Source organism: Nitrospira sp. CMX1 (genome assembly GCF_054902215.1).
This window is the reverse complement of record NZ_JBUBKD010000068.1, coordinates 13897-27697: the sequence shown is the minus strand read 5'-3', so window position 1 is coordinate 27697 and position 13801 is coordinate 13897. Positions and strand designations below refer to the sequence as shown.

Below are 13801 nucleotides of genomic sequence, written 5' to 3'. Positions count from 1 at the left end.
ACGGTGCACACGTTCACGTCTCGATAGGCAGGTGTCATGATATCAGTAACATGGACAAGAATGGTCCTCTGCCGGAATGGTTTGCCATGCCCAAGCGGGCGCAGTTCAGCGAGACGATCATTCCGGTGGGGCATCATCAGACAGCAGGATGCCGTGGGTCGGGTCATTCTCTGTGCACTTGGCCTTCCCCACCGGTGAAATGTTCCTCTACCAACGTATCTGTTTGGATACGTTGCGTTATCCAAAACGATACAGCTGAACTCTCCGCCACATAGACCATTTTCGCGAATGCTGCGTAGGTGTTGACCTCCAGAGCTTTCGATCAACACGGCTCGCAACTTGCTGCAACTGGTCTTTGTGGGGATGAGCTGATTGATGGCCAGGAGAGCGCGGGTCAAACAGAGTGTCCTTGCCTCTCCAACGGTGTGAGCGACGAGGTGATCGGGCGGGGGCAGGGCGTTATTTGAAGACACGACAGAGCAGGTGAATGAATGGTTGGCATCTGTATACATGTACCAACAGCCGATGATGGAGGTAATACATGCCGCTGAAACGATATGGCGTTTTAAAAGGGAGAGCGATCGCCGCCAAACGGGAAGAGGACCAATCCTCTCCTCACTATCAGGTGCATATCCAAGCCGGGTCGATCCAGTACCGCATCGCGGTCAATGTGAAGTCTCAGCTGAGTCCGTCAGAGCTGCTGTTTTTGGTCGATGACAACTTCCAGCATCCCATCACTGCCAATCTACCCGGCTTGGAGGATGAGTTTACTCTGCTGTCGAGCAAGCCGGGCGGGCAGGCGGTGGATTTCATTCGTGGCAATCTCTTCAATCGATCGGACATGCGGTTGCTTCCGCCGAATCTTCCCGGGCCGGATAACGATCTGAGTGATCAGATTGAGCATTATGTGAAACGTGCCATGCAGGAACCGGATGCTCGGGTCTATGCATTTGGGGAACGGTGGGGGCCGGAGGGAGGAAAGGCCGATAAGATTTTTGGATTCCGACCAGGGAACGGCATTCACGACATTCACATGAACCAGGGGAATGATGCCTCCCATAAGGGCGACGACGGAGTGTGGCAAGACGGGGCCTTGATGTTCCACTTTCCGTCCACCCAGCAATGGGTCGCGGTATTTTTAGCGTTTCAGTCCCAAGCCTGGCATACCGATGACCGCACCGGCCACGCCAGTTCCGATGTGCCGGATCCGGGACCGGGGCCGGAGCCAAGCCCCACGGAACCAGACCATCTTGTGAGGATTGTGGGGGCGCTGGTGAATCCGCTCGGTCCGGCACCGGAGCAGGAAACGGTCACCTTGCTCAATGCGTCACCGACGGACATTGATCTCGCAGGCTGGCAGCTTGCAGACCGATTGAAGAACAAAATGGCGCTGTCCGGTACGATCCTTTCCGGCGCTGCGATCTCGGTCAAGCTGTCACAGGATGTGCAACTGGGGAATAAGGGGGGGATGATCACTCTGCTCAACGATAAAGGTTTGAAAGTGGACGGGGTCTCGTATACGGCGCAGCAGGCACAAAAAGAAGGATGGACCATTGTGTTTTAGTAGGCCGTTGCAGGAGCGTATCGGGCGGTCGCCGTCGTGGCGCCGAGAAACAACACTCTTCTCGTCCGTCCGCCCAGCACTGAGCCGTATCTGGTTTCGTGTAGTTCTTCTTAAAACGCCTTGATAGGGCGTCTATAGTGGGCGCATAATGAAGGGATGGAAAGATGCGCCTTCTGAGGAGAGCGATACGTATGGCCAAACTGAATGTGTCCATCGATGATCGATTGCGAGATGAGCTCTTCAGGCTTATTCCACCTCGACGGCGGAGCCAGGTGGTGAACGAAGCACTCAGGCATGAACTGCTTCGACGTAAACGCCGGCAGGCAACCGAAGTGGTACATCGCTTGCGGAAGCGAAGTGCAACTCTCACCGGAAAGGAAATTCTAGACGCCGTCCGTCGAGATCGGGAGCGAACTGACCGATGATTCTTGTCCCTGATGCCTCCGTGCTCTTGAAGTGGGTTTTGGAGCAGGAACAGGAGCCCGATTATCGCAAAGCCATCCAGTTGCAACAAGCGCTGCTCGACGAATCGGTTGAGATTCGGTTGCCGACGCTCTGGCGGTATGAAGTGGGGAATGTGTTGGGCCTCAAAAATCCGACCATGGCCGTCGAATTGATGAGTGCCTTGCTGGCGTACGAATTTGACGAGGTCCCGTTGCGGACAGAGTATGGACTGGCTGTGCTCGACCATATGCGGGAGGTGAAGCACGTCACCTTTTATGACTCCGCTTATCATGTGCTGGCTATTCGTGCCAAAGGCTTGTATCTCACCGCGGATGCGGCTTACGTCAAACGCACCAAAGCGAAAGGGCATGTGTCGCTCCTGGCTGACTGGAAAGGTCCAGCGACGTAAGACCTCTTTCTGGCAAGCTACGAACTGTGATGGGAGTTTCTCTATTCCGCCTTTGTGCCGGCTGCAGTTTCGACTAGCACGTCCTTGGCATTCTGGACATCCGGAACACCGATGGGTTTGGGGTTCTTGTACAACGTCACTGTCATGGCCGTACGACGTGAGAGCCCCAACACGTCCAATCGCCCACCCATGTAAAAGTAGTCGTATCCTTCGCGCAGCGTCAGCTCTGCACAACGTCGACGGAGATAACTGTCCAGCTGATCTTGCGACGTGAAGGCCCCGACCCGATACTCTATCCGATAGACATTCTCTTTGAGCTGCTCAACGACATCGTTCCCGGCCTCACCCAGCGGTGTGTAATGTCCGGTGGCACAACCGGCGAGAGAGGTAACCAGTATCAATAGGAAGAATTCTGCCTTCCAAAGAGCGATTCGCATGGAGGAGCATGGTAGCGAGACCAGCTAACGAGATCAATAGTAGCTCTACAGTGTCACTGTATCAATTGAAGGTCCATGAGGTTGAGGCAGGGGGAACGATGAAGGTGCAGTCTAGGACTTGCCCTCAAATATTGGTGCAAGATCAATATGTCTATTTCACCTGAGAAAAGAACTTGAGAATGGCAGTGATGGCTGGAATTCGATATTCATCAGATTCAATGAATAACTCATGCTTCGCTCCGTCAAACCGTTTTGGCGCTCCACCATAGCAGGGCTTTCCGGTTTCCTCTTTGAGGTTCTCGCAAAATGTATCTTGAGCTTCAAGGGTGACCGCAGTGTCGGCTCCTGCTTGCAGGACCAGAACGGGAATCTGTATTGCCTTGGTATCCTTCCGCATCGTTACCGAAGCAGCACAAGCTTGACCGCACCACCCACGCGTCGGCCCGCCTAACTGTATGGTTTCGTGTTCTTGATACGTGTTCAGCAGATGTTGATAGCGAGTCTCGGAGTGCGTGTATTCATTGTCTGCAAAAGTCGTCGGCTTATAAGGATCCGGAAAGAGGCCGGCCCAGCAGTTGTAGCAGAGCCAGTCCATCGCCCTGAACCACCAGCATCCTGCTTCCGACGACCCCAGTATTTTAATACTGGGAGCGTGCATCGGGGATGAGAGGGCAGCGGCATGAAAAACGTCAGGGTAACGCTCGATATACAACGTTGCAATCCCGCCCCCCATTGAATGCCCCAACAAGAATAATCTCTGATGCGGCTTGGATAACACGACGGTCCGAATAAACGTATCAAGATCACTGACATAATTCTCGAACCGGTTCACATGGCCCTTCTCTCGTTCATCAGGGAGCATGCGATCCGAATAGCCTTGTCCACGATGATCATGAATGTACACCGAGTAACCGAGACGAGTTAAATCGAAGACAAGCTCTTTGTACTTCACATACGATTCCGTGCGTCCACTCGATATCACGATGGCGCCCGCTTCATGTTCCTGAACGAACGTCATATAGGATATCTGGATACCGTCCACACCGATAAAAGTGCCCTTTTGGCCATGTTGTTCCCAATAGGGCTCAATGTCTTCTTTCAATCGTTGATCAAATTCTGCCTCGCGAACTAAGCCAAATGGATTCTCTGGTTCAGCAAAGGCTGCTGATGCGGAAAGAAGAAGTGCAATGCCTCCACAGAGGACCCTAAGACGGCAGAGAGATGACATCACGTTGTCTTCTCCTTGATAGCTTCCCATACCTGTACCACACCTCTGTCTTCACAGATGGACCAATTTAACTGGATTAGATCGTTCAGTACGCAACTATGAAGACTGTATTATACCAGGAGAACCAACCAGCGGAGGTAACCATCGCCCGTACTAGTGAGAGAGTGCTGTTCAAGCAGCCCGCACTTTGTATGGCTTCTTTCCGATGCCAGACCCGCAGTGTTTGGAATTCACTCCACTAAGAAGTGTGCTCCTTCGTGTATCGCTGGAGAATGGCTTTAATCTTGTCAGGAATGGTCTTGGGTAATCCATAAACGCTGTGGAAATTTTCGCCCAACGCGCTCCGGATGGCCTCTTTCACTTTGGCCATGGATGGCTTGGAAAAGACATCTTCGTTGGTCACGAAGATGACGGCATCAACATCAGATTTGGTGGCTCGCACACTGATATCGGCAACAAGTCTCTCGGCATGGTTCCTTTCTTGGTCTTCCAGGTCATATCTGTCTTGTAGGTCAGCCCAGCTATGTATCCCTATCGCGATGCGACTTTCTTCGATGGAGAGAATCGCATCCCAAGTGTTCTTCGTATTCAGAAGCTTATCCCAAATGCCTGCTCTTTCAACGGGAGGAATAGCGATGCCTTCTCTTTTAATTTCATCGATTACCTTTTTTCGATATCGGTCATCGGCTGTATAGAGTTTTCTATATCGCTCCCTAGACTTATTCTTATAACCAGGATCCAGCGGGTGAACATTCGATCTCCAATGCATAAGCTGATGGCGAATGTACGGCCCCCAATCCGGAGGTGTACAAGTCGGCAAGTCCTGTGGCTTAAGATCGTGCAAGATGTTAAAGGTAGCGAACCACGAATCATTTGAAATTGGCCTCGGATCACCGATGATTCCATACTCTTTAATAAGCATATACGCCTCAGGACTTAGATGTTGTATTTCTCTCAACTCTTCAAAGCTGGCATATGGTTTCTGGCAGGCACGTTCGAAGATTTGCCGTGCCAGGTAACGATCTCCTCTCAGGAGTAATGCAAGCTCGTCTGTTGTTGCCATATTGATGTTGATGGGAGAGATATAGTTGCCAATTTCCTCGTACGATTGCTCCGAAAGAAACTCCCCGTAATCCAGATCGCCTTTATCCGAATAGGGCGCATTATCGACGATCGCCCCAATCGACTTGGGTGTAAAACGTGGAACACGATTAAGCTTCTGCTGTAGATCCTTTCTAAACTCGTTGTCACTCATCGTGTTTTCGGGAGCTTTCACAAGCTTCACCGGCTCCGGGCATCCATTCTTGACCATCCCAAGCACTAGCTCTACTTTGTCCGGTTCGGTAAAGTCTCCGTGCTTCCGTGGTTCCTCCTTGCGTGCACGATCGCTGCTGAAAGATATGCGGCATATGCTCTTCCACGCATCTCCATCATCGATGTTAAGCCACCCTTGGTTGGCTTCTCTTCCAAAGCGTTTTTGCGGGAGGCCGTATGTTCGTTCAAGGAGGAGGTCAATCCATACCAAGAGCGATCCCCGCGACAAGAGGTCAGCGGCATAAGTTTCGTTGCTTTCGTCCACCTCGGACAGCGCAAAAGACCAAAACTTAGTCTGCTTATGGTCTCTAAGATAAGGAACCACAGATACTTTGAAATCGGCGATGCTGTTCGCTGCCCCCAGATAGATAATGTGTTTGAACGTCAGTTGCTTAGCCAGTGTTGTGAGAATGCGGTCGGAGACCATGGCCCCCATACTATGGCCCAACAGCGTCAGTTCCACGAGGGGACAGGGGACGGATTTATTGCTTTTACATTCCGCCGTTTGCCACTTGCCATCCTCAATCCTATCTGCCAACTGTTTCAATAGTTGTTGTGTCGCACTGTCTTTTTTGGTTGCGGGGTTGAACAGTAACAAATCGGGCCGGCGCTTCAGCATGTCCCAGGCAGGTGTGCCAAATCCTTCTACGAGCGGGGCACTTGCCATGCGGATAGGCATGAAGAGGTAGCGGGTCAGATCATCCCTAAGGGTGGTATAGCCATAGAGGCCTGCAGCGCCATAGGTTGCATACGGCATCACACCTGCAATGGTTAGCGTAGGATGGAGGGCCGCAATGGGAAGCCCATAATAGCTGGCCATTAAAGCTGTCGTTATCATAGCGCTCGTATAATCTGCTGATTGGTTCTGAAATAGGTCCTTCGTTTCAGAGTAGATGGCGTCTGGAGTTTTGATGATGCTGTTTCCTAGGTCGTGAAAAAGGACAATGGGTGACGTTGCTGTGGCGAACCATGGATCTCGTTTTCCATATCGAATGTGAAAGAAATGATCAAAGAGTGCTGATTGTAATCCCGCCTCCCAGTTCAGTGAGAGGAGGAAATAAGAATTAAGGTTTGGAAATTTTAAAGTTCTCTTCTCTTCTTCTGTCGCTGTTTGCGCCTTCAAGAATTTGTCGATGTGCCCAAGTCCTTCCTCATAGCTATTGAGGCCACCATGAATGAAGAGCAGAATCTGAGCGGGCCGTTCCTTTTCGTGCTGCTCGATTACATATCGCTCCATATTATTGAGGATTGGATCAACGTACTGCGCCTGGAAATAGCCATCTTGCAATTGCTCCTTATTCTCGAAGTCGGCCTGGACAGCGAATTTGGCCTGTTCTTTGTCGTACTGGGTTTTGTATTGGACATATCCACGAGCGTGTCCCTCTTCATCTACGGAGATATGATGGAACTGCTCCCGTAAAGGGATAGGATGGCTCTGCTCTGCCTGACCAATATCAGAAGACTTGCACCCAAAACTTTGTGAAGCGAGAACCAACAACAGAAGAATGCGCAGCATGCATGAAAGCATAGGATGAACCCTTGTGTAAAAATAATGGTGTCTATAACGCCGTCAGGAATGACCATTGATTGAGGGGGTGGAAAAGCTAAGGCCTGGTGCCTTCGAAGCGACACCAGGCCTCAGTAGTCGGAACCGTGTTCTTATGTGTATGTATACCAAGGGAGCAGTTGTATCTAACTTATTGTGGGTTCAGTACCTCTCGGTACAATTGCTGAATGAATCCCTCCATACGGGGATTAAGAAAGCCATTATGACCATCGATAATGTTTGTATCTTTGGTGCGGACGACCCAAATAGGGTTGTGCGGGCTCCTCAGGCCCTGGCCCCATTTATCTTGAAGGATCTCTTTCGATAAGAGCTGATTACTCCAAGGGTCCTGGTCATGTGATTGGTCATCGGACAAATCATCCAATGGGTCCTCGCCTTCCTGTGCTTCCTGCATTGCAACACTTAGCCGTAGACCGCCGCAGAAGGCTCGAGCAGGCCAGCCCTGCTTCGTCTTTTTGCTTTCCTGGAGTTTCTTCTTCCACTCCATCGCGGTCTCATCAAGTGCACCTGCTAGTGATTTCTTACCCAAAGCTTCTATGGAAGCTAGTTCTTTCCAGCCAGTTTTTAAGCATACGTCCAAGCTGCTGTGTGTATCTTTCGTTGGTTTCATATCTGGCACGGTAGGGAAACTGTCGAGATAGTGCGTCATGTACCGGGGGATGTGGCCCACCGTGTTCCGGTTTGCGTTTCGCTCTTCATCCGCTCTTCTGCCTATATCCTTACCGTCTTTGCTTTCGGGGGAGTTGTCCTGGAAGAGCGTACTGAAGAAGCGACCCATGGGGAAGGCATATCTTGTTGCATAATCCGACATGCCTGTCACCAAGACAAGCACAGGATCCTGGGTGAGACTATAGGAGCTCCGTTTCATGCGATTGAGTGATGCTTGGTAGAGTGGTTCAAAACGCGCTCCCTCAAATGCTGGGTTAATGAGTACGATGAGATCAGCGTATGGAGACGAGACCTGTTCGCCTGCAGAAGGACTGTTATAAATCCCAGCAGATACACTGTCGATTAATGATTCCGAGATGGCGTTGTAGATAGCCAGTGACCCAAAGCTGTGCCCAAGGATGAGCGTTCTCATTGCAACGCATTTACTCTTGCTGGATTCGGCCTGTGCAGCACACTTACCGTACCATTTCCAAGGTCGTTCCATTCTTTTGGTTTTGTTATGGGGGTCATCCATATCATTTATGTTGGCTCGGATATGTCCTAACCGTGCAAATAGCTCCCGTGTTGAGCCCAGGGCCACGTCCAGTGCAGCACCCTTTCGGTCCCAGAAGGTTGCTAAAGCGGACAATTTAACAGGTACTGTAAATAGCACCTTGGACAACAAGTTGTTTTCAATCCACTGTTCTTTTACAGTCGCACCGCGCCATCCTAGATACACTCCGACCACTCTCCGAGGCTTGTTCGACGGATTCCAACGTTCGGCTTCGCTTGATTTCTGAGCCTCAAACAACACGGCACTGTAAAGCACTTCTCGTAGTTGTCGAAGATTCCAGTCTTCGAAGTCCGCATTATGTCGCCAGCCATGGGCGGCGACGATCAGGCTGACATCATCAAAGCACGGTTCCTGTTCGCTGGGGTTGCAGGCATGGGGAGACATGGTGTCTTGTAAGAACTCAAACAAGTGCTCCATCTGTTCGGGGTGATAGAGTCGCCCCTGGTCATCAAATTCCAGAACGAAAAGATCTGCACTGCATGAACCTAGTTGCGTACAGAATTTAGATTCGTACGAGATCTTTTCATGAGAGCAATCGCTATCTCCTGAGCATCTCTCGTCGATGTCCGCTTCCACAGGTTTCTCAAATGCAAAGGAGGCTTCTATCTCGTTCTTCCCCGCTTTCTCCCTTTCTCTGGTAGTTCGGCCTTTCTCAACGAGTGCGACTGGTACCGCATTGTCGTATCCCGTGGCTCCCGAAGGGGAGTGTGTACTCTCACCCCCGCGGATGCTGCTATTAGACCAGGTAACCCATGAGCATCCAGTCGTAAGACTCACAGCCAGTGTCAGGAATACCGTTCTAGAGATCTGCTGCGGAAATATACAGCTGATCGTTCCCATCCGTGATACCTCCGTGCCACTAAAGGCTAGTTTAGTTATTATGAATCGTATGGATCGCTTGCAGGTGAAACTCCATTCCCTATGTCGGTCGACTCATCCGATAGCGAGTTCAGGCTTCAACTCTGAAGAAGATGCAATGAACGTCAGAAACTGAATCCAGTCCCAATGCTCATCAGCAAGAACACATGGCCTTTTTCTTCTGGCGGTCCCGTGAGGTTAAATCCAACCCCAAAATTGAGAACGTCCTCAAAAAATCCCAACACGATGGCCGGTTGTATGGCCAAATCTCCCGCACTCGTCGGTTTAGTGGCATACAAAGTTGGCGTGATGGAGAACAATGGAGATGCTCTATATGAGTTGCGGTCCCACCCAAAACTGGTCTGGCGACATTCCGTTCTGACTTGTCCAATATTGACTTTTTGAAGAAGTGAACCATCGCGGTCCTTAATTCTAATGGGTCGGTAGAATCGAAATGATGCGCCGGCACCAACAGAGGCGTTGAAGCCGGCTTGCTTTTTCGCCATATCGTATTTGATGAGCTGTGTTGATACGGTTGGGCCTACCGACCACTGTCCGTCGATTAGACCAAAAATAGATTTAGCCGATTGGAAGTCACCATTAAGATTGAGGCTGTTATCGACACAATATTTGTGCCACTCGGAGTTTGCACTGGAGGGGATACTGAATTTCTCATCCTGCTCCCTCGTGCTAGATGGTAGGAGCGGGCCAACCTGCTTGGAGGTAACCACAAATGTTACCGGGATTTTCGCTACTTGCTCGCCTTTGACGGCGACTGTGATCTCGTCTTTAAATGTCCCTGGGGCGAGAAAGCCTGTGATTGCTGTGGCCCTTATTGGTACGGCTTGATTTCCAGTACTATGGTCTATTGTCAACCAAGGAGCACTCTTCGTTGCTGTCCACGTTATGTCCTGATCCCCAGAGGTGCTAATAGTAAGTACCTGCTCAGCTGGTTTTGCGCCTCCCTGCTCAGCTGCAAAAACAAGGCTCGCTGGGTTTACGCTAATCGTTGGAGCATCTTGCGCCTGCACAGTTTCATGCCCTAGACACATTGCCGTGAGAACCAGGACTACTAAGCGCAGCTGTTGGAGTTGCAACCTCCATTGGTTCTCCTTGTGTGTGGACCGACACCATCCAACTTGGTGAAATGGAGATGCCAAAGGAATCTGGCTGATCATAGACTGGAGCGTTACGGCAACTCGAAGAACTCCATCGTTGGTTGGCATACTGTGCCCCTTTGATTATGAAGTTAGGCGTTTGTACAGTGGTAGAGAGCTTCCGACTCTAACCATTCTCGCCAGGCAAGACCGTTGTTTTACCGTGTTGAGCACTTGATCCTTGCCTTACACCTCCGTGGTCACTTCCCACTAGCTGATGGTCGAATCCTGAGTCTCAACACATTCCCCGTCACGCCGCTCTCGTCATTCTCGCGGCCGGGACAATACCACTTACTCTTCATATGCTCGATCCCTCGTCAGGATAAGGCGCTGTAGCCCTACTCATGTAGCCGCATAGGCCCTATTCAGCGATAGATCCATTTAGATTCATGGATGAGATGTCTTTTGAACAACTCAATGCTACGCGCTCATTCAGCAAGGAATGGACCAGGCAGAAGGTATGACCCGTGGTGCGGAATCTGAAGAATTACGTATAGTCGATTCGAGGAACGACGATGAGGTGAATCTTTTTCGATTCATGGTGTATCGAATTAGATTCAGCTCAGGCGTGGCTGAACTTCCGTCAAGCCCGTCACGCTTCTCTGAAATGGGAGGGCGGTCAGAGCGGACAATCGGGAAAGACTTGGGGAGTCAGCGGTATTCCGGCTTCTTTAAAGACGATTTCGTCCGGAGCATAGATGACCTGTCGATCGGCCGTTACCATCCTTCCAATTTGGAATGGGATTACAGCCAAAACTCCCTCGTCACGTATGCTTGACTGAGATCATCCTGACCGTCACGTTCTGGTAGCAGGGTTGTATGCCCACGGAGATTGCCGGCGCAGGCTGCACGGGGTTAGTTATGCCGACTGGCTCCGTGCCTCATGCCTCGGCGCAGTACCGTTACGGTTCAGCAAGGAACGGACCACATCATGCTCTTGGGACATATCGTGAATTCTCAAGCCTTGTGCTATTCACCGAGACATTGACGCGGATACGGTGAGTCGCGTTTGACTTAGCGAGTATCCAAATGGATACGGTGTGGCGTCATGAGGAAGCAGAGCGTCGGTATAAGTTGTCGATGTGAACACAGTCGGAGGGATAGTCCGTGGTAAGGCTGTGTACGACAATCATTTGTGGAGCGTGTCACATGGCGGCAATTCTGCGTCAAGTCGAGCCCGTTGCAGTCGCAGCACTGTATGGGCGTGAGCGACCGAGCATCGTGTCAAGGTGATACTGTCGCCAGGAGCCAGCTGTGCAGCACGAGGGAGATCTGCTGAAATCACAACTGCAATTACGGGGTACCCTCCGGTGGTCTGCCGGTCGGCCATCAACAGGATCGGTTGCCCGTCCGGGGGTACTTGTAGGGCGCCTATGGCGGCGCCATCCGAGATATACGGAGCAGTTCCTTTCTGAGCAATCTTGGGGCCGGTCAAGCGATAGCCCATGCGATTGGACTGCGGAGCGACGGTATAGGGAGGCTCCGTCAAGGTTGTGAATGGCTTGTTCCCGAAGAAATTCTGCTGTGGACCAGGACTGATACGCAGGGTGGCGGATCGCGCATAGTGAGGACGGAGCGGGTCGGGGAGCCTTGTGCCGATTCTCTGGTTGATGACTGGTCCTAGTTTCCCACCACGTAAAATGTCTCCTTGTTTCAGGGGCCTCCCCTGAAGTCCACCGGTTTCACTGGCACAATGGGTCGAACGACTGCCCAACACGAGCGGGACGTCGATGCCACCGGCGACGGCGAGGTAGGCACGAGCTCCCGCACGTGGTACGCCGAAGTGTAATCGACTGCCGAGCGGAATCAGGATGCATTCCCACATCGGGACATTGTGGCCATCAATGGTTGGGGAGAGATCCGCCCCTGTGATGGCGATGACGGTATCCTGTTCGAACCGGAGCTCCGGTTCTTTGAGGGTGCATTCCAGTACAGCCGCCTGGTCTGGGTTCCCCACCAATCGATTCGCCACGATCGTGGAGAAAGAGTCCATCGCTCCCGAGACGGACACGCCGTAGTGTTGATAGCCGTAACGCCCCAGATCTTGTACGGTGGTGAGCCACCCGCTCTTGAGGACATGGATCGTCGCTGGTTGGTGTTCCATTATGTCGAGAGCGGCTTTGCAATGTGAACACCAGCCGATCCAAGTTCCTGTCGAATAAGATGGAGGCGCTCAATCGCGTGCGGACTGTCTGTGTGAACGCACAGGGTATCAGCCTGGATTGGTATTCGCTGCCCATCGAGGCTCGTGACTGAACCATTGAGGATCTCGCACAACCGTCGACGAACTTGTTGCTCAGTCTGTAACAGCGCGTGGGGTCGTGAGCGAGGAACCAATGTGCCGTCGGAGTTGTACGCTCGGTCGGCAAAGGCTTCCTGGACTACGGTCAGTCCGGCGGTCGTTCCGCTCTTCACCAGCTCCGAGCCGGCGAGGGCAAACAGCAGCAGGTGGGGATTGAATGATGTAATGCTTCGTGCAACGGCCTCGGCCACGACGCGATCTCTGGCTGCCAGGTTATAGAGCGCGCCATGTAGTTTGACATGGGTGAACATCAGCTGTTCCGAGGCCAGCACATCGGCCAACGTTGTCAGCTGTGTGGCGACAAGTGACTCAACTTCTTCCGGCGTGGTCCGACGCTCTCCGCGACCGAAATCTTTGGTATCGGGAAATCCTGGATGGGCACCGACAGCGATGTTGTGTTCCCAGGCCAGCCTGGCTGTTCGGCGCATGAGCGTGGGATGGCCTGCATGAGCACCGCAGGCGATGTTGACGGATGTGATCAACGGCATGAGTTCGGCCTCACGAGCCAGCCACTCAGGGGTGTCGTACTCGCCCATGTCGCTGTTCAGATCAATGGTTGTCATGCGCGGTCTCGCGGCTCAGCTGATCGAACTCATCCTGTGCAATCGGTTTGAATCGGACTCTGTCGCCCGGCTTCAGCAAAAATGGATTGGTCTTGGTCTTCCGATAAACGGCGACCGGTGTTCGACCGATCAGCTGCCATCCGCTGGGGTTGGGATGGGATAAATTCCGGTCTGGCGATCAGCGATACCGACTGATCCAGCTGGGACTTTTGTCCGTGGGGTTGCTCGGCGAGGCATCGCCAACCGTTCAGGGAGGAGTCCCAAATAGGGAAAGCCTGGGCTGAATCCAAGCATGTAGACGCGATAGGGTACCGAAGTATGCAATGCGATTACTTCATCTGCCCGTAGCCCGGCGAAGGCGGCGACCTCTTCTAAGTCCGGTCCCCACTCACCGCCGTACAAGACGGGAATTTCATGGAGAACGCCTTGTGGTTCAGCCGGGCCTGGTTCTCGTCGCGGTAAGGTCTTGAGTCTCTTGGCCAATGTGGCTGAATCCCATTGGAGCGGATCAAAGTGAACAGTGACTGATCGATAGGTGGGGACGATGTCGCGGATACCGTGCCAATGTTGGTCGAAGAGGGTCGTTGCGAATGCCACGACTCGGGAATTGATTCTCGAATTGATCTCGTTCCCGAACTCGATGGTGAGAGCCGAGTCGCCGAGCGACAGGATGCGCAATGTTGCTTTCGAAGCGCGACGCGCACGTGCTGGAGGATGTGCTGGACGCATGGGAGAA

Annotated in this window: 10 protein-coding genes and 1 pseudogene; 3 read left to right on the top strand and 8 right to left on the bottom strand. The window is 52.1% G+C overall.

Annotated features, from left to right (window positions below; all coding sequences use genetic code 11):
* Nucleotides 1–541: 541 nt before the first annotated feature.
* From ACYX34_RS17540 to ACYX34_RS17530, 3 genes are all read left to right on the top strand, one after another.
* Nucleotides 542–1564, top strand: a complete 1023-nt coding sequence (locus ACYX34_RS17540; protein ID WP_462077876.1) for a DUF2278 family protein — start codon at nucleotides 542–544, stop codon at nucleotides 1562–1564.
* Between the two features lie 191 nt (nucleotides 1565–1755).
* Entirely contained in the window at nucleotides 1756–1989 is a 234-nt protein-coding gene (locus tag ACYX34_RS17535) for a hypothetical protein (RefSeq protein WP_462077875.1), read from the top strand.
* On the top strand, nucleotides 1986–2417 hold the full coding sequence (locus tag ACYX34_RS17530) for a type II toxin-antitoxin system VapC family toxin (RefSeq protein ID WP_462077874.1): 432 nt from the start codon (nucleotides 1986–1988) through the stop codon (nucleotides 2415–2417). The genes ACYX34_RS17535 and ACYX34_RS17530 overlap by 4 nt, the downstream gene beginning before the upstream one ends.
* A gap of 41 nt (nucleotides 2418–2458) precedes the next feature.
* Here the strand turns inward: ACYX34_RS17530 and ACYX34_RS17525 are convergent, their stop codons facing one another.
* From ACYX34_RS17525 to pxpB, 8 genes and pseudogenes are all read right to left on the bottom strand, one after another.
* The gene (locus ACYX34_RS17525) at nucleotides 2459–2854 is read right to left on the bottom strand and encodes a CC0125/CC1285 family lipoprotein (RefSeq protein WP_462077873.1); all 396 of its coding nucleotides are present in this window, start codon (nucleotides 2852–2854) and stop codon (nucleotides 2459–2461) included.
* 151 nt (nucleotides 2855–3005) lie between these two features.
* Nucleotides 3006–4082, bottom strand: a complete 1077-nt coding sequence (locus ACYX34_RS17520; protein WP_462077903.1) for an alpha/beta fold hydrolase — start codon at nucleotides 4080–4082, stop codon at nucleotides 3006–3008.
* 238 nt (nucleotides 4083–4320) lie between these two features.
* Nucleotides 4321–6912 (bottom strand): hypothetical protein, encoded by a 2592-nt coding sequence (locus ACYX34_RS17515; protein ID WP_462077872.1) that lies wholly within the window; start codon nucleotides 6910–6912, stop codon nucleotides 4321–4323.
* A gap of 181 nt (nucleotides 6913–7093) precedes the next feature.
* Complete coding sequence (locus ACYX34_RS17510; protein ID WP_462077871.1) at nucleotides 7094–8761, bottom strand: hypothetical protein; 1668 nt, start codon at nucleotides 8759–8761, stop codon at nucleotides 7094–7096.
* A 407-nt stretch (nucleotides 8762–9168) separates the two neighbouring features.
* On the bottom strand, nucleotides 9169–10074 hold the full coding sequence (locus ACYX34_RS17505) for a BACON domain-containing protein (protein WP_462077870.1): 906 nt from the start codon (nucleotides 10072–10074) through the stop codon (nucleotides 9169–9171).
* 1255 nt (nucleotides 10075–11329) lie between these two features.
* Entirely contained in the window at nucleotides 11330–12304 is a 975-nt protein-coding gene (locus ACYX34_RS17500; RefSeq protein WP_462077869.1) for a 5-oxoprolinase subunit C family protein, read from the bottom strand.
* Entirely contained in the window at nucleotides 12304–13065 is a 762-nt protein-coding gene (locus tag ACYX34_RS17495; protein WP_462077868.1) for a LamB/YcsF family protein, read from the bottom strand. Before ACYX34_RS17495 ends, ACYX34_RS17500 begins: the two co-directional genes overlap by 1 nt.
* A pseudogene (pxpB, locus tag ACYX34_RS17490) lies at nucleotides 13052–13794 on the bottom strand (5-oxoprolinase subunit PxpB). Before pxpB ends, ACYX34_RS17495 begins: the two are co-directional and overlap by 14 nt.
* Nucleotides 13795–13801: the final 7 nt, after the last annotated feature.

Coding starts and splice junctions, on each gene's coding strand:
- ACYX34_RS17540 (WP_462077876.1), top strand. CDS start 542: ATGCCGCTGAAACGATATGGCGTTTTAAAAGGGAGAGCGATCGCCGCC.
- ACYX34_RS17535 (WP_462077875.1), top strand. CDS start 1,756: ATGGCCAAACTGAATGTGTCCATCGATGATCGATTGCGAGATGAGCTC.
- ACYX34_RS17530 (WP_462077874.1), top strand. CDS start 1,986: ATGATTCTTGTCCCTGATGCCTCCGTGCTCTTGAAGTGGGTTTTGGAG.
- ACYX34_RS17525 (WP_462077873.1), bottom strand. CDS start 2,854: ATGCGAATCGCTCTTTGGAAGGCAGAATTCTTCCTATTGATACTGGTT.
- ACYX34_RS17520 (WP_462077903.1), bottom strand. CDS start 4,082: ATGTCATCTCTCTGCCGTCTTAGGGTCCTCTGTGGAGGCATTGCACTT.
- ACYX34_RS17515 (WP_462077872.1), bottom strand. CDS start 6,912: ATGCTGCGCATTCTTCTGTTGTTGGTTCTCGCTTCACAAAGTTTTGGG.
- ACYX34_RS17500 (WP_462077869.1), bottom strand. CDS start 12,304: ATGGAACACCAACCAGCGACGATCCATGTCCTCAAGAGCGGGTGGCTC.
- ACYX34_RS17495 (WP_462077868.1), bottom strand. CDS start 13,065: ATGACAACCATTGATCTGAACAGCGACATGGGCGAGTACGACACCCCT.